17 protein-coding genes and 2 pseudogenes are annotated in these 24,754 nt (G+C 39.1%); all 19 read left to right on the forward strand.

Annotation, left to right across the window (positions count from 1 at the left end; genetic code table 11):
* Positions 1-99 precede the first annotated feature (99 nt).
* The 19 genes and pseudogenes from EV203_RS00340 (at position 100) to murJ (ending at position 24,742) form a co-directional block, all read left to right on the forward strand.
* On the forward strand, positions 100-2,043 hold the full coding sequence (locus tag EV203_RS00340) for an OPT family oligopeptide transporter (protein WP_132038816.1): 1,944 nt from the start codon (positions 100-102) through the stop codon (positions 2,041-2,043).
* 327 nt (positions 2,044-2,370) lie between these two features.
* The gene (locus EV203_RS00345) at positions 2,371-2,715 is read left to right on the forward strand and encodes a PqqD family protein (RefSeq protein ID WP_043884191.1); all 345 of its coding nucleotides are present in this window, start codon (positions 2,371-2,373) and stop codon (positions 2,713-2,715) included.
* 116 nt (positions 2,716-2,831) lie between these two features.
* On the forward strand, positions 2,832-3,956 hold the full coding sequence (gene ald, locus EV203_RS00350) for an alanine dehydrogenase (protein WP_009610961.1): 1,125 nt from the start codon (positions 2,832-2,834) through the stop codon (positions 3,954-3,956).
* Positions 3,957-4,058: 102 nt separating this feature from the next.
* Positions 4,059-5,729 (forward strand): PEP/pyruvate-binding domain-containing protein, encoded by a 1,671-nt coding sequence (locus EV203_RS00355; RefSeq protein ID WP_009609661.1) that lies wholly within the window; start codon positions 4,059-4,061, stop codon positions 5,727-5,729.
* A gap of 237 nt (positions 5,730-5,966) precedes the next feature.
* The gene (locus tag EV203_RS00360) at positions 5,967-11,228 is read left to right on the forward strand and encodes an IPT/TIG domain-containing protein (RefSeq protein ID WP_132038817.1); all 5,262 of its coding nucleotides are present in this window, start codon (positions 5,967-5,969) and stop codon (positions 11,226-11,228) included.
* A 12-nt stretch (positions 11,229-11,240) separates the two neighbouring features.
* Positions 11,241-13,796 (forward strand): S-layer homology domain-containing protein, encoded by a 2,556-nt coding sequence (locus EV203_RS00365; protein ID WP_132038818.1) that lies wholly within the window; start codon positions 11,241-11,243, stop codon positions 13,794-13,796.
* An 18-nt stretch (positions 13,797-13,814) separates the two neighbouring features.
* Complete coding sequence (locus tag EV203_RS00370; RefSeq protein WP_009609606.1) at positions 13,815-15,296, forward strand: S-layer homology domain-containing protein; 1,482 nt, start codon at positions 13,815-13,817, stop codon at positions 15,294-15,296.
* A gap of 154 nt (positions 15,297-15,450) precedes the next feature.
* Positions 15,451-15,563 (forward strand): annotated as a pseudogene (locus tag EV203_RS14250) (MerR family DNA-binding transcriptional regulator); the annotation flags it as partial.
* A 45-nt stretch (positions 15,564-15,608) separates the two neighbouring features.
* Positions 15,609-15,707: pseudogene (locus tag EV203_RS14255) on the forward strand (IS607 family transposase); the annotation flags it as partial.
* Positions 15,688-17,124: an IS200/IS605 family accessory protein TnpB-related protein gene (locus EV203_RS00380; protein ID WP_132038819.1), complete on the forward strand. Its 1,437-nt coding sequence runs from the start codon at positions 15,688-15,690 to the stop codon at positions 17,122-17,124. The pseudogene EV203_RS14255 and the gene EV203_RS00380, both read left to right, overlap by 20 nt.
* 146 nt (positions 17,125-17,270) lie before the next feature.
* Positions 17,271-18,308, forward strand: a complete 1,038-nt coding sequence (spoIID, locus tag EV203_RS00385; protein WP_132038820.1) for a stage II sporulation protein D — start codon at positions 17,271-17,273, stop codon at positions 18,306-18,308.
* A 68-nt stretch (positions 18,309-18,376) separates the two neighbouring features.
* The gene (locus EV203_RS00390) at positions 18,377-19,189 is read left to right on the forward strand and encodes a M23 family metallopeptidase (protein WP_132038821.1); all 813 of its coding nucleotides are present in this window, start codon (positions 18,377-18,379) and stop codon (positions 19,187-19,189) included.
* A 120-nt stretch (positions 19,190-19,309) separates the two neighbouring features.
* Positions 19,310-19,573 carry a sporulation transcriptional regulator SpoIIID gene (gene spoIIID / locus EV203_RS00395; RefSeq protein WP_011024671.1) on the forward strand — a complete coding sequence of 88 codons (264 nt, stop codon included), beginning with the start codon at positions 19,310-19,312 and terminating at the stop codon, positions 19,571-19,573.
* A gap of 127 nt (positions 19,574-19,700) precedes the next feature.
* Positions 19,701-20,729, forward strand: coding sequence for a rod shape-determining protein (gene mreB, locus EV203_RS00400; protein WP_009609604.1), 1,029 nt, complete (start codon positions 19,701-19,703; stop codon positions 20,727-20,729).
* A 12-nt stretch (positions 20,730-20,741) separates the two neighbouring features.
* Positions 20,742-21,497: a flagellar basal-body rod protein FlgF gene (gene flgF / locus EV203_RS00405; RefSeq protein WP_132038822.1), complete on the forward strand. Its 756-nt coding sequence runs from the start codon at positions 20,742-20,744 to the stop codon at positions 21,495-21,497.
* Between the two features lie 15 nt (positions 21,498-21,512).
* Positions 21,513-22,313: a flagellar basal-body rod protein FlgG gene (gene flgG / locus EV203_RS00410; RefSeq protein ID WP_132038823.1), complete on the forward strand. Its 801-nt coding sequence runs from the start codon at positions 21,513-21,515 to the stop codon at positions 22,311-22,313.
* Positions 22,314-22,323: 10 nt separating this feature from the next.
* Positions 22,324-22,659, forward strand: a complete 336-nt coding sequence (locus EV203_RS00415; RefSeq protein ID WP_022587536.1) for a rod-binding protein — start codon at positions 22,324-22,326, stop codon at positions 22,657-22,659.
* Positions 22,660-22,743: 84 nt separating this feature from the next.
* Complete coding sequence (gene fabZ, locus EV203_RS00420; RefSeq protein WP_022587535.1) at positions 22,744-23,169, forward strand: 3-hydroxyacyl-ACP dehydratase FabZ; 426 nt, start codon at positions 22,744-22,746, stop codon at positions 23,167-23,169.
* Between the two features lie 10 nt (positions 23,170-23,179).
* Positions 23,180-24,742 carry a murein biosynthesis integral membrane protein MurJ gene (gene murJ / locus EV203_RS00425; RefSeq protein ID WP_132038824.1) on the forward strand — a complete coding sequence of 521 codons (1,563 nt, stop codon included), beginning with the start codon at positions 23,180-23,182 and terminating at the stop codon, positions 24,740-24,742.
* Positions 24,743-24,754: the final 12 nt, after the last annotated feature.

The following is a 24,754-nucleotide window of genomic DNA, read 5'->3' on the forward strand; positions in this document are numbered from 1 at the left end:
AAGGATTTTTTTAGCTTTTGAAGAATAATAATTATTGTGGCAAATTAAGAGACTTTCTTCTTAAAAAAACGTTTAATCAAGTACAGAAGGAGGGAAAGTATGGCAAAGGCTAAAGAATCTGACAAGAGGAAGCTTTCTCACGAAGCCTACGGCGGAGTTCACGGAAGTGAGTACATCCCATTTATTCCAGCTGATAAGGTACTTCCAGAGCTCACAGCAGTAGCAGTTATAGTAGGAAGCTTATTTGCCATTCTTTTTGCGGCAGCTAATGCTTACCTTGGGTTAAAGGCGGGAATGACTATAAGTGCAGCTATTCCTGCGGCAGTTTTGGCAACTGCTTTGCTAAAAGGCCTTTTTAAGAGGGACAGCATCCTAGAATCTAACTTGGTGATGGCCATTGCTGCTACAGGAGAAAGTTTGGCAGGAGGTATTATATTTACTCTTCCGGCAATCGTGCTTTGGGGGCTAAAGGATGAGTTCACATTAACTCGAATTGTATTTGTAATCCTCATAGGTGGACTTTTGGGAGCGCTCTTTGTGATACCTTTAAGAAGGTATTTGACTGTGGAAGAGCACGGGAAGCTCATTTATCCAGAAGGAATGGCAGCCGCGGAAGTGTTAGTTACAAGCAACCAGGGTGGAACAGGGTTCATGACAGTGCTGTCAGGAATGATTGTAGGAGGAATTTATAAACTCCTCTCTGGCGGTTTTGGCATGTGGTCTGAAAACCCTTCATGGGTCATTAAGAGGTTTGAGAGCACAGAAGTAGGAGTAAATGTTTTGGCATCATTAATGGGTGTTGGATTTATTGTGGGATTGGATGTAGCTATGTACATGTTGGCAGGTAGCGTTTTGGCATGGCTAGGACTAATTCCCCTTATAAAGTTCTTTGGTGCAGGGCTTACTACACCTATCTGTCCAGCTACTGAGCTAATAAGGGACATGTCCGCCGGGGCTATATGGAGTAAATACATAAGATACATAGGCGCTGGTGGCGTGTTGGCAGGAGGATTTATAAGCCTTATAAAAGCCCTTCCTACCATCATAAAGGCTTTCAGAGAATCAATAGTAGGGCTTGGAATGAAAGGCAAAGAATTAAAAAGGACAGATGTGGATGTTTCCCTCACGTGGGTTATATTTGGAGCAGCATTTGTATTCTTTGTAGCCTGGCTTATGCCCTCCCTTGGAGTGACTGCACTGGGTAGTTTAATGGCAGTATTGTTTGCGTTTTTCTTTGCTGTAGTGTCTGCCAGGATTACAGGACTTGTAGGCGTATCTAACAACCCAATTTCTGGTATGACTATTGCTACTTTGCTAATAGTGACTTCTGTTTTAAAACTTGCTGGCGTAGTAGGAAATGAGGGTATGATAATTGCCATCACAATTGGCGGTATTGTGTGCGTAGCAGCTGCTATAGCAGGAGCTAATGCTCAGTCTTTAAAGACTACTTTCATCATAGGTGGAACGCCTAAATATATCGAGATATTCACATATGTAGGAATAGCAGTAGCTTCTATTTTTGCAGGGCTAGTTTTGATACTTCTAAATAATGCTTACGGTTTTGGCACAAAAGATATCCCAGCTCCTCAAGCTACTATAATGTCAATGGTAGTAAAGGGCATTATGACAGGAGACCTCCCATGGACTTTCATAATTGCTGGAATATTCATGGGCATAATGGCTGAAATGATGCACGTTCCGGTTCTTCCATTTGCTATAGGGCTTTACCTGCCTTTCGAGTTAAGTGCTGCTATTGCTATTGGTGGGATTATAAGGTGGATTGTAGACCAGCAGTACAGAAAGGACGAGCAGTTGAGAAAAGAGAAAGTCGAAAAGGGTATACTTGTAGCGTCGGGACTTGTGGCAGGAGATGCGCTTATGGGACTTGTAATAGCCATATTCGCAGGAGCAAAAATAAGTATAGACTTTGCCTCCAACTGGGCTACAAACACCTCTTCCTTTGCGCCATGGTTTTCTCTCTTGATGTTCCTCTTAGTAGGACTTTTCCTGTATTACTATACTGTTAAAAATGATAAGAAATAAAACTGGAGCACTCCCACTAACAGGGAGTGCTCAGACTGTTGATAAAATTAGAAAAGTGGCATTTTGTGTGTAAATGCGACTTGTTACAAATCGGTAACAAAACTTGGCAAGCTTGAGAAGCGGAGGCGGGGCGAGCGAAGCGAGCGGCCACCTGAGCCGTTAGGCGAATTGGCCGGTACTCCGCCGTAGCTCTCAAGCGAGCCTTAGTTTTGTCGCTTTGTAACTCTGGAGCATTAACACAAAATGCCACTTAATTAAGAAAAGCTTTATCAACAAACTTGGAGCACTCCCACCCACAGGGAGTACTCAGTTTAAGAGGGGGTAAAAATGAAAGACAATTTTTTGCTTTATATTCCTAAAAAAAGCGAAAAAGTCAATTGGGAAAAAAGAGGAGATAAGGTAATGTTTTTGTTTTATCACGACAAATTAATAGAAAAAATGGTCAGGCTTTTTGTGAAGAAGCCTAGAGTGACCACGTTAGAACTGGATGACATTGGAACAGCAGTGTGGGAGCTTATAGACGGGGAGAAAAATGTCTATGAAATAGGGCAGCAGTTGAAGGAACGGTTTGGAGAAAGAGTTGAACCTTTATATGAAAGGCTATCTTTATTCATGAGATATTTAAACAGAAGAGGTTGGATATATTTTTCAAAAAAGGGGGATACTAAATAAGACCTTATTAAAAATTTTTACTATTTCTATTTTTTGTAGAAGGATTTTTGGCAGCATGTGTAGAATTTATATACTGAAAAGCTTTTGATAAAAAATTGATAAAGGGGAGAGTATTTATGAGAATTGGTGTTCCCAAAGAAATAAAAACTGCAGAGTCCCGTGTAGCCATAACGCCTGCAGGAGTAGAGGCTTTTGTCAAGAATGGACATGAAGTGTACATTGAAAAGGACGCAGGATTAGGTAGCGGTATCACAAATGAGGAATATGAAAAGGCAGGGGCAAAAATACTTCCAACTGCCAAAGAAGTGTACGACATAGCTGACATGATAATGAAGGTAAAAGAGCCACAGCCAAGCGAATACGACTACTTAAAAGAGGGACAAGTTTTATTTACTTATCTACATTTAGCACCCGATAAACAGCAGACAGAAGCTTTATTAAGACAGAAAGTAGTAGGAATCGCCTATGAGACGGTACAGCTTGACAACGGTTCTTTGCCTTTGTTAACACCCATGAGCGAAGTTGCTGGTAGAATGGCTGTCACCATAGGAGCTTACCTTTTGACTAGCATAAATCAAGGCAGAGGTATTGTGATGGGCGGGGTTCCTGGAGTAGAGCCAGCAGAAGTAGTCATAATAGGCGGCGGAACAGTGGGCACCAATGCGGCAAAGGTAGCAGTTGGCATGGGAGCAAGAGTTACTATACTGGATGTAAATCCTGCAAGGCTTGCCTACCTTGACGATATATTTGGAGGAAGAGTGACAACTTTAATGTCAAATAGCTTTAATATTGCAGAAAGCGTAAAAAAGGCAGACTTATTGATAGGTGCTGTTCTTATCCCAGGTGCTCGAGCGCCTAAGCTTGTAACGGAAGAAATGGTCAAGACAATGAAGAAGGGCGCTGTAATTGTGGATGTAGCAATAGACCAGGGTGGATGCGTAGAAACATGTGACAGAACTACTTCCCACACAGATCCATATTTCATCAAGCACGGAGTTGTTCACTACTCAGTTCCTAATATACCAGGAGCTGTACCAAGGACTTCAACCTTTGCTCTCACGAATGTCACACTTCCTTACGCATTAGAAATTGCTAACAAGGGCTACAAGAGGGCGTTGCTTGAAAATAGAGCACTTCTAAAAGGGCTCAATGTCTACAAAGGCATGGTGACATACAAACCTGTGGCAGAAGCGCAAGGATTAGAGTATGTGGATCCCGTTGAAGCTTTGAATAAAGCGTAAGTGTTATTTGGCCTCCCACAAATGTGGGAGGTTTTTGTTGTTTATTGAAAAATCTCATGATATAATTTTTTTAAAATTAAAATGTGTTAGGCGGTGGAGAAAATGTTAGAAATTTTCTCAGGTAAAAAATATAAAATTTTTGGGAACGGATCTATTGGGGGCAAAGCTTCCGGGCTTTCTTTTGCCGAGGAAGTTTTAGAAAAATATTATAAAGACTTCAAAGGAACTGTAAAAATTCCTGAAAGCTTTTTTATAGCCACCGATTACTACGAAATGTTTTTAGAGTATAACCGCCTTGAAGACATAGATGAAAATACCCCTTATGAAGAGGCTGAAATAAGGTTTAAAGAAGCGGAGTTTCCTCCGGAGTACAAAAAAATGTTAAAAGAAATTTTACAGGTGATGGATTATCCTCTGGCGGTCAGGTCTTCTTCCTTGCTGGAGGACAATATAAAATATTCTTTTGCTGGTAAATACTACACAACTTTTATATCCAACAGGGGAACAGAGAGGGAAAGGCTAAAACAGCTGGAAAAAGCCATTAAAGAAGTGTATTTAAGCGTGTACGGACCTGATGCTGTAACTTACAGGAAGAAACACGCATCAGGACAGAGAGAGCTTATGGGAGTTATAGTGCAGAGGCTGATTGGCAGTCAAAAGGGAATATACTTCTATCCTGACGTGTCAGGAGTGGGATTTTCCAGAAATTATAGAAGGTGGACAGATAGGATTAAGATAGAAGACGGAGTGGTGAGACTGGTATTTGGCTTGGGTACAAAGTGTACAGGGAGAGGGTATGCAAGAATATTTTCCCTTACAAATCTTCGCTTAAGGCCCGAAGGCAATAACCCTCAAGAAATCGCCAAAAATTCACAGGAAGCCTTTGATGTGCTGAATTTGATGACAGGAGAGCTTGAGACTTACGATATAAATGACGTTCCTCAGTTTTTAAGCTATCATCCGAGAATAAGCGATATAGCTCAAGTCTACTCGAGAAAAGATAATGCAATTCTTGACCTTAATATGTTAAGTTCTAAAAGCGGGTTAGAAAAGTACATTTTTACCTTTGAAAATTTTCCGAGAAGGCACAAAGCTTTCTTTAACACGGTTTCGGCTCTATTTAAGTGTTTGGAAAGTGAGATGAAAGTACCTGTAGATATAGAATTTACTTATGACCTTGAGACTGGAGAGTTCTATCTTGTGCAGGCACGGCCTTTGAGTTCTTATGAAACTTTCAGAAAAGTTCACATACCTAAGGACATTGACAAAAGATGTGTTTTATTAAAAGGAGATAGAATGCTAACAAATGGGGTTTTGAAAAATATAAAGTATATTGTATATGTAGACCATGAAGTTTACAGTAATTACAAAGATAAACATGAGATTGCGCGCATAATAGGGCGCATAAATAAAAGCTTAGGGGACAGGTATATATTAGTAGGGCCTGGCAGATGGGGTTCTTCCAACCCGTATCTCGGTGTTCCTGTGATTTACAATGAAATATCAAATGCGGCTATGATTGTTGAGCTTGGGATAAAAAACGGGGATTTTATGCCTGAACTTTCCTATGGAACGCACTTTTTTGCGGATTTGGATGCCGACAACATTTTGTACATGCCTGTTTTTGATGGATATGAAAATAACATCTTCAATGAACAGTGGTTCAAAAAAGGCAGCTATATCGACACAGGGGTAAAAATTTTTGAAGGCAGGTTTGATGCTTATTTAGACGGTGAGAAAATGGTGGGATATGTGATATCTAATGAAAAATAAGTCGATTTATGTAAAAAAATGAGACATAAGTCCTATTTAAAATGTCAAAATAGTGTAATATAATCTAAACTGTAAGAATGATTCCCCTTTTCCCCATAAAATTTAATATTCTGCACCCCCAACCCAATGTAGGCTGCTCTAGAGCAGCTATTTTTTTATCTTGAGCTAAAGTTTAGGTCTTTTAATACCGATAAAATAAAGTGAGCTATCTTGAGAATTGAAGGGAGCAGAAAGGTCATGAGAAGAATTTTAGCGATGGTTGTAGCTATTTTAATGCTTTTTTCTCTTTTCCCGGGAAATATGTCGAAAGCTTATGGTGCTTATCCCCCTAATATAACTGCAATTTATTCCTTAAGACTTGACGGGACAATGGCTTCACCTGCTAAAGGCCCAGTGGATAAGTATACCGACATAAAAATTACGGGAAGCGGATTTGTAACGTACGATGCCAGTGGCAATGTCACTGCTTCTGTCGATTATGTCTACATAGATTCTCCTGACACATCGAAAAAGCTTACTATTTTGAGTGTGAATGAAAATACAATTTACGCTAAAGTTCCTCCTGCTACCTCTATTGGACTTTCTGCAAATATTCCTTACACGATTATAGTTCACAGAAGTGATGGGCAGAGTGCTGCTATATTCAACGGTTTTACTTATGTAAATAATCCTTCCATTTCTAAGGTTGCGCTTGACAATTTTATTACTCTAGTGAAAGATTCAAACGGGAACATAGTGGGTAGAACCAGTAAATCTTACATAAGGATGGAAGGGAGTTATTTTAACGATGTAGGGCTTGTTCAGATAAACGGCGAAACTGCCTCAGTAGTTTCTCAAAGTGGTTCTGTACTCATAACTACTATTCCTCAAAATATTTTTATAGACCCTACTTCTACATATACGGTGACTGTTACAAACATATACAGAGGGTCTGATACCAAACAAACTCAAATTTATGCTGTAAATCATGACATAACAGGGCTTTCTAAATATGTAGCAATTGTAGGGGATGAAATTACAATATATGGTAGGGGTTTTAATTCTTTAGGAAGCGATTTTAAAGTATATATAGGGAATAACCTCGTTAATTCATCTGATATCAATATAAAAAGCGATACAGAGATGACAGTCAAAGTTCCTGCTCCCAAAGATACCACTTTGGAGTATCAGAATATAGACATAGTCGCATCAAACGGTTCTACTGCTACTTTAGTAGGAGCATTGAAAATAATACCTACACCTGCCATATTCACAATAGATAATATTACTCCTAATGCAGGTTCTGTCTCTGGCGGGACAAAGGTTGTCATTGTTGGGCAGAATTTGAGAGAGGATTTAATCGTGAAATTTGGCGGTGTAGCTGCAAAAAGTGTTCAGAGTATTACACTACCTGGCCTTACAGAAAATCAAAGGGCTATACAAGTCGTGACACCTCCTTATTCGAAGTCAGGTCCAGTCGATGTGACGGTTGTAGACCCTGTTACGGGCTATACTGTTACTAAGCAAAATGCCTTTTTCTATTTGGCTGTTGAAGATACTATGGTAGTAATAGATATGAACCCAACAGAGGGGTATGAAAGCGGAAATACGCCAGTTACTCTTTGGGGATTTAATTTTCAAAAAAATGATGACCCTTCTACCTATACCTATAACGAAGATAAGACAGAGATAACTTATGTTAATACAAATTACACCTACAAAGATCCTGTTACTGGAAATTATGTTACGGGTACCAGAGAAAGAAAGCTTTATGTGACATTTGGAGGAAATAAGGCGCAAATTGAAAATGTGTATAAACCTGAGACAGGACAGCAGACTTTAAATGTATTATCTCCCAGTGTGACCTTGAATCCTCCTGGACAAAATATGCCTGTAGATGTAGTCGTCACAGTTGAAACGACAGTCAAGGATACAAACGGGAATGTAGTCATGCAGTATTCTGAACAGAGCTCTCCTCCTTCCAAATTTACTTATAAGCCTTTGCCGTCAAATCCTGTAATTCTGTCTGTTTCTCCAAATACGGGAAGCCGTGCGGGAGGAGATACAGTAATTATACAGGGCTTTGACATAAGGCCTGGAGTAAAAGTATATTTTGGAGATAAACTGGCAACTGTGAAAGACCTTACAACAGGAGGAGATAATAAATCAGTATTGACAGTCATCTCACCTCCTTCTACTGCCTTAGGTTATGTGGATGTAAAAGTAGTAAATAAAGATGCTGATTCACAGAGAGGCTTTTATGTGTACGAAAATGGCTATTATTACTACACTGCTCCTTCTATAAGCAGTATATTTACAAATTTTGGGTCGAAATATGGGGGTAATCTCATTACCATCTACGGGTCAGACTTTTTTGTAGGGCAAACAGTGGTAGATGGAGTTTATTCTCCTAAATACCCGGATGTCAGAATAGGCAATATACAGCTTAAAGTGATAAGTGTTGAAGATAAGGATGGGAATTTGATAGATGGGAAAAAGTTTAACATAGGTACAAAGATAAAGGCTTTAATACCGGAGACATCTACTCCATATCCTGTAGGTTGGTACGATGTCACAATTAAAAACTACGATGGAATAAACGGGACAATAGGTGGAAGCGTTACTTTGCCAAACGCCTTTGAGATAAAAGATACTCAGAAAAAACCCAGCATTATTTCTGTAGACCCTAATAAAGGGCCTACAAAAGGGGGAACCCTCATTAAGATTACAGGCAGCAATTTTGAAAAAGGAAGCATTGTGACCATAGACGGAGTGCAGGCGAGCGTTAAAAAGGTTTCAAGCGGAAACACTGAGATAGAAGCTACCACACCTCCGGGCACTCTGGGCAAAAAAATAGTTCAGGTTGTGAATCCTTCTGATGGAGGAGTGGCTTCGCTTGTAGATGGATTTGAGTACGTGCTTATTGAGACAAAGCCTCAGATAACAAAGGTAGTTCCAAATTATGGTGGAAAAGGCACATTGATTTACATCTTTGGAAGTGACTTTTCTAAAAAAGTAGGGGACAGTGAAGGAGCAAAAGCGTATATAGGCAATACTGTCCTTGAAAATGTGTATGTGCTGGATGAAAACACTATAATAGGCATTATTCCTGATATGAAGTACACCGGCCTTTATGAAATAAAAGTAGTAAACCCAGACACCGCTACGGCAGTGGCTCCTGAAAAATTCCACTTTTTAGTACCAGAGAGCAATCCCGTAATAACCTCTGTTACCCCTAATTTTGGTACGGTAAATGGCGGTACAGCTATTTTGATTGAAGGGCAGGACTTTAGAAGAGGGGCAGAAGTTTTCATAGGAGGAAATAAAGCCACAAATGTGGTGGTAAGCCCTGACGGCAAGTCGATAACAGCAATTACACCTCCGGGCAAGCCTGGCAAGACGTATGTCACAGTTGTAAATTATGACGGTGGGAATTACACTTATGGAATCCACGAGGGAGAAACGGGATTTACTTATGTAATTCCAAACAGCCAGCCTGTAATTACAAAAGTCGAGCCTGACAAAGGCTCTACCTATGGAGGTCAGGAGGTCACAATATACGGACAGGATTTCAGAATTTCTAAAGATGAACAAGGGAACATTTTAAAAGATGAAAATGGCAACCCGATAGGCCCTGATGTGTATTTTGGGAATGTAAAAGCACAAAAAGTCGTATATATAGACTATGGAACTCTTCAAGTCATAACTCCTCCCAATGCACCTGGGAAAGTGAGAGTTACTGTGGTAAATTACGACGGAGGGTTAGGATACCTTGAGGGAGGATATACTTACATTCAATCAAAGCCGCAAATTAAGCAGGTAATTCCTCCTAAATTTGACAAAACCGGTGGAACCTACGGAATAATAGTAGGAAACGATTTTTCAGTACCCGTTTATGATAAGGACAAATTGATACTTCCTGGCTCCTCTGTCTACATAGATGGGGTGGAGGTAAAAGACGTGCAGGTTGTCGACAGCACAATGATAAAATTTATCGCTCCACCAGTGGATAAAGTGGGAACGAAAGAGTTAAAAGTTGTCAATCCTGACGGTGGCACGGCTACTTTTAAGGTAGAATATGTGTCTCCCAGCACACATCCTCAGATATATTCTATTACACCAGACAGAGGCAGTATAAATGGCGGGACGTATGTGGTGATAAAGGGAAAAGACTTTAGAGATAAAGTCAAAGTGTACTTTGATGCCTATGAGGCGAAAGTAATCTCTGTCTCTCCAGACACAATTGTGATACTTACACCGCCTGGAGACCCTCAGAAAGATATAAATAGGTCAGTTGATGTAACAGTCTTTAACGAAGAGGATGGAGGAAGCTTTACTTTGAAAAACGGATTTACATATATTGCAACAGAGACCAAGCCCAAGATCACATCTATTACTCCAAACACGGGCTCTACCAAAGGCGGAGAGACAGTGACAATTACAGGCGATGATTTTAGGCAGGGAGCGAGAGTATTTTTTGGAGAAAAAGAAGCTTTGAATGTAGTTGTAAAAAGCTATAACACGATTATTGCTACTACTCCTTCTCATCCAGAAGGGAAAGTAGATGTCATTGTCAGAAACCCTGACTATGCCGATGCAGTTTTTCCGCAGGGATTTACCTATGTACAGACTGTCCCTGATGAACCTGTAGGCTTCTGGGTGGAATATATACCGGGAAATGACCATACTTTAAGGCTTCACTGGTCGGAGACAAAGGGGGCAAAGTATTACGAGATATACCTGGTTTCGGACAGTACCTATAAATTTATAGCTTCTACTGACAAACTGGAATACTATGTAACAAATTTGAGCCCAAATACAAAATACACGTTTGCGCTGCGGGCTGTCAATGAATTAGGACCTAGTGATTTTGTGAGAGCTTCCAATACAACTGACAGGTCCTCAAACAGCAAGTATGACACTTATGTTGAAGGGGCAAAGGAGAATAAGACGACCATTTCTACATCAAATGGATCACTAGTTGTGACACTGGGAGATACTTCTGAAAGCGAGTACGTTTTGAACTTTAAAGACGATGTTTATAAAAATGTAAACAAATGGATAATAAATATACCTTCCAAGTATAAAAATACAGCAAAAAAGGTTAAGATTTATACTCAAAAATTTGAGATGGAATTTTACTTAACTGACCTTTACCTTAATGGAGATTATGATAGGGTAACGATAACCAGAATTACGGGGAAAGAGTACGACGATATAGTGAAAAACTTGCCTAAAAATATAACAATTCTGTCAGATATATACGACATAAAGTATGAAAAAATAACCAATGGCAAGGCGGAAAATTACAACAATTTCAAAAATAACATTTACGTGTTGATAAGTGTAGAAAATAATAGATTGTGGAAGAAAGATATAAACCGTGCAAAAATCTCTTACATTGCCTATTATTCGCCGTACAGTTCTAATCCTTCCGTGTTTATGTATGGAGTAGAGAAGGATAAAAATACTGTATCGGCCAAAATTTCTTCGCCAGGGCAGATTGCTGTAACATATTAAGGAGTGAAAAGGATGAAGGGGAAAAAATTTATAGCCTTTTTGCTTGTGTTGATTTTTTCACTTCCATTAAATTCTTCAGTTTATGCTCAGACAACTTACTACGGAGTGGAATATGCTCCGAGCATATATTACAATATGTCATTTAAGGATATACAAAATAGCTTTGCCAGTTATGACATAATGAAGATGGTGGCTTTGGCCGTTATAAAAGGCGGCGGAAATCAGAAATTTTATCCGAAGGGCTACTTAAAAAAAGAAGAGGCTCTGGCTTATATAATAAGGCTTATGGGATTAGAAGATCAGATTGTGCAAACTACTACATCCTCCTCTACAGGAATGGCAGGAAGTATGCCTGCCACTCTTCCCCCCAAATTTAAAGTGGACGATTGGGCAAAGGGAGTAATTGATGCAGCCTTAAAGGCCAATTTGCTTACAAAGGATGAACTTGATACTGATTTTACTTTAAATGCCACAAGAGAAGAAGTTGCTTACTGGCTTGCAAAAGGTCTGGGCTTTCAGCCTTTATCCGGCACTGATTTGCAGCAGGTTTACACCTTTCGGGACGTAAAAGATATTAATTCTTCCTACCTTCCCTATGTAGGTGCTGTTGTAAAAAGGGGTATAATGTCAGGGTACAGCGATGGAAAATTTAGACCCAAGACAAATATTACAAGAGAACAGATGGCTTCAGTCCTCAATAGAGTCTTTAATTATTCCTACTCCTTGATGGGATACTCCGTTTTGACTGGCACCATAAAGAATATTTTGCAGGAAAATTTGGTTGGAGAAGGAGCTATGAAGAATACCTTTGTAATTTCAAGTCAAATTGGTCAGGAAAATTTTGTAGTTACTAAAGTAAGACCTTCTTCAAACGGTGGGGGGCATCTTTTGGATTTTTTAACCATTTCTAATGGAAAGCCAGTATATTCGCAGGCCTTTACAGTGGGGGATAAAGTCAGATTTTATATAAAAGATGGCAAAGTGATATTTGCAGAGAAACTGCCTCAGAATGAGACGGTGGTGTATGGCGAGATAGTTAATATAACGCCTTCTACAATAGCTTTGAAGGGAGGCTATAATTACAGCAATACTTTTTCCTACACCCCTTATACTGAAGTGTATATAAACGATTATCCAGCTTCTACTAAAGACTTGAGAGTAGGGCAGACTATCCTTGCCTATCTTGAGGGAGGCACTGCTTACAGGATAGATGTCAATTATGAAGAATACGCTTCTGATAAGATAGAGGCAGGTTCCAGGCAGGTCACAGGTAGTATAATTTCTATTCAAAATTCACAGGGAGATTTAAGAAAAGGTGGAATTGATATAACGCTGGATAGTGGGGATACCTACTACATATCTCCAAATACTCCTTTAGTAAAAGGAGGAGTTTCTGCCTCTTTATCTTCTTTGAAGGTAGGGGATTATGTAAATCTCATTTTTGATGACCCTTATAGCGATACCCCTATAAAAGTTTTGGTAGACAACGGCTATTACAATATTACTGGTGTATTCAGAGGGACTTTGGGTAGTGTAATGCCTCTTAGTAAAGTTATTAATTTGAGCAATATAGAAAAGTATTACCAAGGTACGTGGCAGAAAGTGTATGATTATGTTTCATATCCTTTTGAGAAGGCAGAGTTTTATCTAAATGGCTTGAAAATTGATGAGTCAAGTCTTAAAAATTACACTGGCAGGACAATTTACATAACTACAGAGAATCACTTTGGCAAAGAATATATAACCTTTGCAAATATAGTTTCACCCTTTACAATGGCTTATCAGGGGGTTGCCACTTTTGATCCATATTCTATGACTTTGAACCTTTCTGATGGGAGAAAAGTAATTGTCAATGAAGGCACAATTGTGATGAAGGATGGAAGGAGAGTGCCGGCAAGTACCCTTAAGAACAACCAAGTTTATGTTTCATTCTCAAAAGAAGACAACCTTTATGCCAATTTCGTATCAGTAATAGATACTGTTGATGTTCCATCTTACTATTACGCTAAAGGGTATTTGTTCTACGCCACAGCAAATTCTGTGACAGTTGGAGATGTTCCGTGGAGAGGTTCTTACTACTCTACTGTGACAGGCTATTATGAAATAAGCAATAACCAGTGGAGTTTTGTTTCAGGTTCTAGGGTATTTTACGTAGGAGATAGTACTTTTGTAGTAGACAATAGGGATAAAGAAAGTAAAGTGATTCCTTACAGTGAACTTCTCAATATAAGATACGGAAGTTCACAGTTTAAGGACGCCTTTGCTTATGTTGTTGCTAATGGCGATAATGCTGTTGCCATTAACATAATGCCTTCTGATAATAATGAGAGGGTGTCTACTGCAAAAGTTGAGGGTATAGAAGGGACTAAAGTTACAGTTTCTGAAGTAAAGGATTGGAATGAAGTAGAGGGCATATGGAATCTTAACACCAGCTTAGAGGTGGTAGACCTTTCAAAGGCAGTTATTGTGAAGGATGGTGGCACAGTTGATGTTTCTTCTCTCAAAAAAGGAGATTTTATATACATGATAAGAAGCGCCTCCAGGGGAATAATTGTAACTGTCAAATAAGAAGCGGGGGAATGGGAAATGAAAAAATTGGCTTTTGCGTTTTTCTTTGTCTTTCTTTTTTCTATGTTTCCTGCTAATATCTTTGCCTATAATTCTGGATTTGAAGCGGGAATTTCAAATGAGCAGGAGTACAAAGAGGTAGTTTTCATAACAGGAGAACCTGTTGTATTTAGCGGCTTCTTAAAAGTGACAAGCTCTAAAAGAGGAGATACTACCACTACTACTTACAGGTATACCCTTTCTACTCCTTCTGGGGACAAGCTTACAAGGACTCTTACATTTGTTACGGAAGAAAAGCAAAAACCTGAATATAATCAGATTATAGCTGAGACTACACTTAAAAACTACACTGAAAGTATAAAAATTGGGGGAGATACTTATACCCTCGACAGAAATAACGGCTATATTTACCAGGGATCTGAGGTGAAAAGCATAAATCCAGCTGTTACCTATTACGCAGGGAATTACTCTGGTTCAAAGGTCTACAGGATGAACGGAAATAAAGGTACTGTAAAGGTGAGTATAGAAGACAAGACCGTAGGATTTTCCCACAAATATGGCAGTGCAGAGACTCACCAGATGTACTATCAAATTGAAGCTACAATTGGAACGGGGAATAACGTAAAAAAATGGGTTGGAGAGGTGCAGGTAAATGTCTCTTTTACAGATAAGTCTTCTATAGAGTATGTGGAAAATGACCCGCAGTATATAAGCTTTAGAGGGGGCTATCTCTTAAGGAGAAACAGCGAAGATGTTATGACTTATGCTTACAACCTCCCTAAGTTTGACGAGAATGGGAATGAAATAGGCAGAAATACTGGTAGCAATAGCTTAAGGCTGGATGGAATTTATACAGAGAATAGGCTTGTTGTCCCGGAGGTTAGAGATATAAGCGGGACATGGGGTAAAGACGACATAAACAAGCTTTTAAGCTTAGAAATTTTCCCAAAGGATTCTTTGTACTTTGGTCCCAAGCTTTACATACTTCGTTCAGATTTTGCTGTAGCGGTAGCAAAAGCTATTGGGATTGCTCCTTATGAGCCTCCCAAAAATGCTCTTTACTCTGCGAGGAAAATGCCGGTCGAAGTTTCGCCTTTTAAGGATGTACCGACAAATGACCCCAATTACGGTTATATAAAAGCTGCAAATGATGTAGGCCTTATAAGTGGGATTGGACCTTCTCAATTTGGGCCCTCCCTGCCTCTTACCCGGGCTCAGGCAGCCGTGATATTTATAAGGGCTTTGGGGCTTGAAAATCTGGCGCCACAGGGGTATTTCAAAACAGGTTTTTTAGATGATTCTTCAATTCCCTTGTGGGCAAAAAGAAGTGTATATGTGGCCCGTGAAATAGGGCTTGTGGGCGGAGATACCTTTGGGAGGTTTAATCCTGAAAGCTATGTGACAAGGGAAGAAGCCGCGTCAATGATTTCGCGTATGATAGATTTTATGATGAAGGATTTGACTTTTGATTATGTGGAAAGAGTATTGAATTTTAGATAAGGACCTCTTTTACTATGGGGTCCTTTTTATATATTTTTTGAAGTAATATGAGTATCTTTTCTGACATATACTTTTATGTAGGCTCAAAGATGGGAAGTCAAAACAGTTGAAATTAGTAGTAAAAAATGACATAATTTTGATTAGGTGATGATAAATGTTATTAACTATAAAAAAGGTTAAAGAGCTGTATGATATAAGCAGAATTACATTAATAAACTGGGAAAAGAAGGATTAATAACCCCAGTTAGAACACCAAAAGGAAGAAAGATAGCAGTGTGAAGTTATACATGAGATAGCAAGTGGAGTAAATAGAATAAAGAACTAGCAGAAGACTTAATAGCAATAGTAACATCTTTCGCAGCAAGAATTTACGGGCAAAGGGGCAAAAAGCATGATAGTAATACAGGCTAAACTCATTTTTCTAAACCAACAAGACAAACAAATAGTATTAGACTTAATGAGAAGATGGTCATCCTGCATGAGATTTGCATACAAAAGGCTTCTAGAAGGTTATGATAGAAAAACATTAAAAAGAGACCTTCAGGGAACATTTGACTTAAACTCAAGATATGTAGATGATGCAATAATGAAAGCAAGAAGCACACTAGAATCTGCTAGAGAATTAGGTAAGAGTCCAAAGAAAGTCATTTTTGGAGGAAGAGACTTATTTGGAAAACTTCAAAAGCGCCATATAAATGGGAAAGAATATCAAAAGCTAAAAACAAAGTGGCAAGAAAGAAGAAAAGGAAATCTCTATTCAAGAGGAGATAAAAGCAAAAAAGGAAATCTCAACACAAGAATAGAAGTAGAAAAAAATGGCACTTTCTTAAGGATAAATGTAGGGGAAAGAAAATATGTATATGCGAAGATACAGGCGGGATGGAAGAAGAATAAAAACAGAGAAGGGATACTTCAGCAAATCTCCATGTCAAACATACCATACTCTGTAGAATTAAAACTTAAAAATGGCAATATATACGCCTATTTTTCTATTGAAGAAGAATATCCAGAAATAAAAATAACAAAAGAAAAAGGAGTCATAGGAATAGACATAAACGCATATCCGGACAACATATCATGGACAGAAGTAGATGAAAAAGGGAATCTAATAAGCTATGGGAATATACCAATGCCAGAGCTTGCAAGTGGCAGTAAAGACAAAAAAGAATATTTCAGATGGCAATATGCTCACAAGATAGTAAAAATAGCAAAAGAGAAAGGAAAAGCGATAGTAATTGAGGACTTAGAAATAAAAGAAAAAGGCAAAAGAGGAGACTTTTCAGGGAGAAAATCAAGAAGAATAAGACATAGCTTTAGCTATAAATCACTTCTTTCAAAAATAAAAACACTAGCAAAAAGAGAAGGGATAGAAGTAATAGAAGTCAATCCTTCTTACACCTCAATAATAGGGATGTTAAAATATGCACCTCAGTATATGATAACAAAAGATGTAGCAGCGGCCTATGTAATAGCAAGAAGAGGGTTAGGCAGAGAAGAAAAAATACCGGATAACTATATAAACTTTCTCAACACATTGACTGAAAAGGAATTAGAAGAATTAAAAGACCATATAAAAAACACAGTCAAAAACATACATTTAAAGAAAAAGCACTTAAAAGAGATAAACAAAGTAATAAAACTCATACAAAGCCTTGAGAGTGAGTTAGAAAGGGTACTAAAATCTCTGTACGGAACAAGTTTTAGTGCCTATGATTTCTGGCAAGTTCTCAAGGTAGCGGTGGTAACGTCACTCTCTCCTGAGAAGGTAAAAAGAGACTTCTCTACCCTGAAAGGATTACTAATTCAGGGTAAGTGGAGAGACCCTTAAGGGCGCAAGTTCCTGCTTCTTGGGGCAGGGGCTATGGCTTTCCCAAAAACCGCCTGCTGGGGCAGGGAAAGTCTGAAGGGCGGACTAGAAATACCCCAGCTATCTAAACTGTACATTTTTGTACAGTTTGGGTAACCAAGAGGAAGATGAGATATCTACTTTACGGGGTATTGTCCATTTTCTTAAGCCTTATAATCTTGCCCTCCATTGTAATTTTTGGCTTTTCAACTCATGAGGTTTCAGTAGAAGAAAATTTAGTATTGGTTGAGGGAGGTAAATCAGTAAAGCTTGACAAACTCCCCCCTTATGAAGTTATAAGAGTTTTTATTACAAATCAGAATAAAATTGAAGAAATGCAGCTAGAAGATTATGTAAAAGGTGTTGTGGCGGCAGAGATGCCTGCGGAGTTTGAAATAGAAGCCTTAAAAGCTCAAGCAGTTGCAGCAAGGACTTATGCCCTGGCAAAAGAGGTAGTTTTAGGCGGGAAGGGCTGTGATTTGCATGAAGGGGCTGATGTGTGTACAGACCCCGAACATTGTCAGGCTTGGCAATCCGTAGAGGAGCTTAAGGAAAAATGGGGAGAAAACTTTGAAAAATACTATAGCAAGATATCCCAGGCAGTGGATTCAACAAGAGGATTTGTGATGGTGTATCAGGATGCTTTGATTTTGCCTGTATATCACGCAATAAGCGGTGGCAGGACTGAAAACTCTGAAGATGTTTGGCAGAAAAAGATACCCTATTTAAGAAGCGTCGTATCTCCGGGGGAAGAAGTAGCTTCAAAGTACAAAACTACTGTAGTTGTTTCTCAGGCTGACTTTGTAAAAAAATTAAAAGAAAGGCAACCTTCTTTGAAATTGACCGGCAAGGATATTTTGTCAGAAATAAAGGACATAGAAAGGACACAGGCAGGTCATGTAAAAACTTTAAAAATTGGGGATGTAACTTTTGAGGGGAAAGAGATAAAAGAGCTTTTTGGGCTTAATTCTACAAATTTTACCTTCAGCAAGCAAGGAGAGAACATTGTAATAACGGTGATAGGTTACGGTCACGGAGTGGGAATGAGCCAGTATGGAGCTAATGCATTAGCAAAAGAGGGGAAAAAGTTTGATGAGATATTAAAATACTACTATCAGGGAATTGAGATAGTGAAAATTGAGGATTTGTTGAAAGGTAAACACTAGACAACCTTTCATTTTTTTGTATAAACAGCCTCCACAGTGGTTAAAATACCATTTGGAGGTGAGAATTTATGAGGATAAACAGAGAAAATTTTCTTAGGTTCTTTGACAGAAAAGGGTTTTACATAGTGCTTTTCCTCTCAATTGTGGTAATCGCTGCTACAGCAGTTTACGTTACTGATAGCAACTTAAAAAAATTAGAAGAGATTAGAAAGGCGCAGCAGGAAGAAATAAATTCTGCAGTGGAGAGCAACTTAAACTATGACTATGAAGAGGAGATGAAGAGAGCAAAAGAAGAAAAGCCGGCAGTAGGGCAAGATTTCAATGTAGCTCAAAAGGAGCCAGAGAAAAAGGAAGCAGAGCCTGAAGCAAAATCTGAGCAAATAAAAACCAAAGAAGTGTTTTCAACAGAGGCGAAAAAATTGACTGTCACGCCTTCTCCTGCAAAGACAGATAAGAAGACTTCTATATCAACTAGATTGGTATTGCTAAGGCCTTTGGAAGGCAAAGTGGTAATGGAATTTGCAAAGGACAAATTAGTGTATTCTAAGACTTTAAATGAATGGACAACTCACAAAGGAATAGACATTGCAGGTAAATTAGGAGAGCCAGTGGTGGCTGCTTCAGGCGGAATAGTCAGTAAGGTGTACAAGGACCCCAAGTTGGGTAACACAGTGGTCATAAAAAATGGAATATGGGAAATGGTGTACGCGAGTTTGGGTGATAATATAAAAGTGAAAGAAGGAGATAAAATTACAAAAGGGCAGCAAATAGGTGAAGTAGGGGATACGGCTAAATTTGAAATAGCTGAAGGGCCTCATCTTCATTTTGAACTGAGGGAGAATGAAGTTCCCATCGATCCAACCCCCTATTTTGGCGAGTGAAAAAAAGGCTTGGATACTCTGTATTCAGGCCTTTTTTGTTTTTGAAATAGTATTCTAATGATTTTCTTCGGGCATATACATATTAATGAGATTTGAAAAAGTCTAAAGGGGGTTGTAGTTTTGAAAGATTATATAGAAGAAAGGACTCTGGAAATATCAAAATACATAGTGGAGCATAAAGCCACAGTGAGGGAAGCGGCAAAAGTTTTCGGTGTGAGCAAAAGCACAGTCCATAAGGATGTCACTGAAAGGCTTCCAGAGATAAATTTTGAGCTTTACAAGGAAGTTAGGGAGGTCTTGAGCAAAAACAAGGCAGAAAGGCATATAAGAGGAGGAAAAGCCACAAAAATGAAATACCAAAAGCTCAATAATAAAATTTCGTAAAATAAAAAGGAATTTGGGAGTTTGTATCGAATTAAATAATTTATGATAGATTAAACATTTCGGCATCGATGTCGATAATTAAAGTAGATGCCGTTTGTGTCGAAATACATGAGAAAGGTGAGTTTTGATGTTTGCGATTTCAAGAGACATAGGGATTGACCTTGGTACGGCATCTGTCCTGGTCTACGTGCGGGGAGAGGGGATCGTATTAAACGAACCATCAGTTGTCGCAATAGACAGGAATACCAACAAAATCCTGGCAGTAGGAGAAGAAGCCCAGAGGATGGTAGGCCGGACTCCAGGAAATATTCTGGCTATTAAGCCTTTGAGAGCAGGAGTCATTTCTGATTATGACATCACTGAAAAAATGCTCAGGTATTTTATAAACAAAGCTTGTGGCAGTAGATTTTTGATAAGACCCAGGATAATGATATGCATACCTAGTGGAGTTACACAGGTTGAAAAAAGAGCCGTGATAGACGCTGCACTGCAGGCAGGAGCCAGAAAAGCCTATCTCATAGAAGAGCCTATTGCAGCCGCAATTGGAGCGGGGCTTGATATTTCCCAGCCCAGCGGTAATATGATAGTAGACATCGGAGGGGGTACCACTGATATCGCCGTAATTTCTTTGGGAAGTGCTGTGGTATCTAAAAATATCAAAGTGGCAGGGGATAACTTTGACGAGGCTATTATAAGGTACATGAGGAAGAAGTATCACATAATAATAGGGGAGAGGATGGCAGAAGAGATAAAAATAAACATAGGTACAGCATATTTTGACGGAAAAGAAGAAAAAATGGTAGTAAAGGGGAGAAGCTTGTTATCAGGCCTTCCACAGAATGTAGAAGTCACTTCCAGTGAAATTTGTGAAGCTTTGCAAGAGCCCCTCGAGCAGATTGTAGAAGCTGTTCACAGTGTGCTGGAAAGAACTCCTCCAGAGCTTGCAGCGGACATAAGCGATAAAGGGATGGTGCTGACAGGAGGAGGGGCTTTGCTAAAAGGGATGGACAGGCTGTTAAGAGAAAGAATGCAGATACCTGTGTACCTTGCAAATGACCCTATAAGTTGCGTGGCATTGGGAGCAGGGAAGGCATTAGAATCTTTGGAACTTCTTGAAAAATCGGAAACTGTGATAGACATTCATAAGATAAGGTGAGAAGGTGATTCGATGATAAGAGGTTTGTACACTGCCGCCTCTGGTATGCTTGCCCAGACCAAAGTGATGGACGTTTTGGCAAACAACCTGGCAAATGTAAATACGGTTGGATACAAAAAAGACGTAGTAGTTTTGTCATCTTTTCCAAATTTTGAGACGATAAGAGAGGGAGGAGACAACGTCCCTCCTGACAGAAAAGTGGGTAGAATAGAATACGGAGTTTTGATAGACACTTTTCACACGGTTTTTGAAGAAGGACCTCTCATGGAGACTACAGGGAAACTGGATTTTGCAATAGACGGAAATGGCTTTTTTGTGGTCAATACCCCTCAAGGGGAAAGGTATACCAGAGATGGTGCTTTTACAATGAATGCCGATGGATATCTGGTTACAAAGGACGGGTATCTAGTTTTGGGAGAAAATGGACCAATACGCCTGTCCCAAGGAGATGTCTCAGTCGATGAGAATGGAAATATTATAAACAATGGCCAGTTGGTGGACAGGCTGAGAATTGTGGATTTTGACAATTATGATGCTTTGAGAAAGCAAGGAGATAACTTATTTTATCTGGATAATGCTGTAAATACTCAAATTATTCCAGCTACAGGCAGAATAAAGCAGGGATTTTTAGAAGGGTCTAATGTGAACTCTGTAAAAGAGATGGTGAACATGATAAGCGTGATGAGAAATTATGAGTCAAATCAAAAAGTGGTAACTGCTTTTGACGAGACTCTAGGGAAAGCGGTAAACGAAGTTGGGAGAGTGTAAAGGGGGCATGAGTGTATGATGAGAGCTTTGTGGTCTGCAGCGACTGGAATGACTGCCCAACAGCTCAATGTTGACGTAATTGCAAATAACTTGGCAAATGTTAACACAACTGCTTTTAAAAGAGATAGGGCAGAGTTCAAGGATTTAATATATCAGACTCTGCAGAGGGAAAATGTCTACGGCGGTCAAGGGCGTCCTGTCAATATGCAGGTAGGAGTAGGTGTAAGACCTTCTGCCGTAGTAAAGGACTTTTCTGAAGGCAATCTCTACCAGACAGGCAATCTGCTGGATTTGGCTTTGGACGGGCCCGGTTTTTTTGCGGTTTTGGGACCTGATGACAAGGTGTACTATACAAGAGATGGAAGTTTCAAATTAAGCCCTGATGGGAATACCCTTATGCTTGTGACTGCCGATGGCTATCCTGTTCTGGATGACAGCAATAACCCGATTGTGTTTGACGGAAATGTCAATGATATAACTGTGTCTCCTTTGGGAGTTATACAGGTAAAAAATCCTGATGGCACTACTCAAGAAGTTGCGACACTAGGAATATACAACTTTACTAATCCACAAGGGCTTTTAAGCGTTGGTAACAACTTGTATGAAGCGACAGAAGCTTCAGGACAGCCGGGTACTAGAGATGACTTTGAAGGAAGAATGGGCAAAGTAATGCAAGGCTTTTTAGAGACCTCTAATGTACAGGTAGTGAAAGAAATGGTGGATATGATTGCTGCCCAAAGGGCTTATGAGATAAACTCAAAGGCTATACAGGCAGCAGATGAAATGTTGGGGATTGCCAACAATTTGAGAAGGTAGGGGAAAATAGATGGAGATAAACCCTATTGAAGGTGCTATAAAAAATATGCTTCCTCTCTGGGGCAATCAGCAGGTGGAGGATTTCGAAAAGGTAATCGATAAGGCGATGAAGGAAAAAGATAAAGAAAAGCTCATGGAAGCTTGTAAGCAATTAGAAGCAAGTTTTATAAGCCTTATGCTGAAAGAAATGAAAAAGACAATTCCAGAAGACCCCCTAACGGGAAATAGTTTGGCCAATGATATATTTACTTCAATGCTTTATGATAAATATGCGGAATTGATGGCGCAAAGTGGAGGCTTTGGATTGGCAGAAGAGATTTACAACCAACTTTCTAAAAAGGTTTAAAGGGTGAAAAGCCCTTTTTTGTTTTTTCTGCAACTTGTGGTATAATGAATATCAACTGAAAGTAATACGCGGGGTGAAGGATGAGTGGAAAACAAAGACATAAGAAAAATTCTTCCCCACAGATACCCTTTTTTGCTAGTAGATAGGATAATAGAGCTTAAAGAAGGGAAAAGAGCTGTCGGGATAAAGAATGTTACAGCTAACGAGCCCTTTTTTCAAGGGCATTTTCCAGATAACCCCATAATGCCGGGAGTTTTGATTGTGGAAGCGCTAGCACAGGTGGCAGGGATTGCTGTAATGAATGTAGAAGAGTTTAAAGGGAAGCTGGGGCTTTTTGCAGGCATTGATAAATGCCGCTTTAAAAAAGTTGTGCGGCCAGGCGATCAACTCATCTTAGAGGTTTCAATAGAGTCAATTAGGATGGGATTAGTCAAAGCTAAAGGCGTTGCAAAAGTGGGAGAGGAAATCGCAGCTACTGCTGAACTCATGTTTGTGATGACTGAAGAGTAGGTGTGGCAGTATGTCTACTGTTAAAAAGACAGTGAAGGCAGCTTCTCTCATAATGGTCTTGACCCTTATAAGCAAAATATTTGGTTTTTTTAGAGATGTGACTTTGGCTGCTAAATTTGGCACCTCTGTATTCATGGATGCTTACAACATGGCAACTGTGATCCCTATGATATTATTTGCAGCAGTCACAGCTGCTATTGCTACAACTGTCATACCTATTTTCACCGAATACTATCAAAAAGAGGGTAAGGAGAAAGCTTTTGATTTCATAAACAATTTGTTAGGTACAGTAGGTGTTGTAACTATTGTTTTAACTTTTATTGGAATTATATTTGCTCCTTATCTTGTAAAGTTTGTAGCTCCGGCTTTTACAGGGGAAAAGTTTGAACTTACTGTTAAGCTTACAGAGATACTTTTGCCTACAATGGTTTTAATAGCGAGTTCCAACATTTTTACTGGCGCACTTCAGGCAATGGAGCATTTTACTGTGCCTGCTATGATAGGCATTCCTTATAACATTGTGGTGATCGGAGCGGCTATCTTATACGCTCATAAGTTTGGGATAATTGCAATAGCCTACTCCATAATATTTGCGACATTTATTCAGGCATTGATGCAATTGCCTGTTTTGTATAAATTGGGCTATCGCTTTAGGCTGAAAATAAACTTTAAAGATGAAGGCGTAAAAAAGGTTATTGTATTAGCGATTCCTGTTTTAATTGGCACAGGGATACAGACTATAAATGTTTATGTAGATAGAGTAATTGCTTCTTTTTTGCCGGATGGAAGTATTGCCGCTTTAAATTATGCGAACAGATTAAATATGTTTGCACTGGGGATTTTCTCTACAGCAATTACCACTGTAATATACCCTGTCCTGTCGCGGCATTCCGTTCAGGAAGATAAAGAAGGGTTTGTAAAAAGCCTTAATTTTGCAGTAAGCGGAATTTTATACATACTTCTGCCGGTGTCTATAGGAGCGATGGTGCTTAGAGTCCCCATAATAAGGGTTTTATTCGAAAGAGGAGCTTTTGATGAGAGGTCTACCTATCTTACTTCCATTGCACTTTTTTACTTTGCTATAGGCATGACGGCCTATGGCTTAAGAGATGTCTTAAGTAGGAGCTTTTATTCTATGAAAGATACAAAAACTCCTATGATAAATGGAGCTTTGGCGGTTTTGGTAAATATAATCCTTAATTTAATACTGGTGAGGTATCTTGAACTAGGAGGACTTGCCCTTTCCACTTCTATCGCTGCAATATTTGCTACTTTTCTTCTTTTTAACTCTTTGAAAAAGAAGATTGGCAGTATAAATGGAAAACAAATGCTTATAAGCTTTTTAAAAGCGATGGGGGCTTCTCTAGTAATGGGAATTACTGTATATTTTGTTTACAACCACCTAACAGCTAGAGTTCCAGATAAAAAGATTTATGAGGCCTTAACACTTTTTATGACCATAATAGTTGGGGCTTTGGTCTATATTCCAATTGTTCTATTAAGTGATAAAAATGCCTTTAATTATTTCAAAAAAGGAATTAAGTTTATAAATGCTAAATTTGTTAGATTATAGGAGGGATAGTCA

It is taken from the genome of Caldanaerobacter subterraneus, assembly GCF_004345675.1.
Lineage (GTDB): Bacteria > Bacillota > Thermoanaerobacteria > Thermoanaerobacterales > Thermoanaerobacteraceae > Thermoanaerobacter > Thermoanaerobacter subterraneus.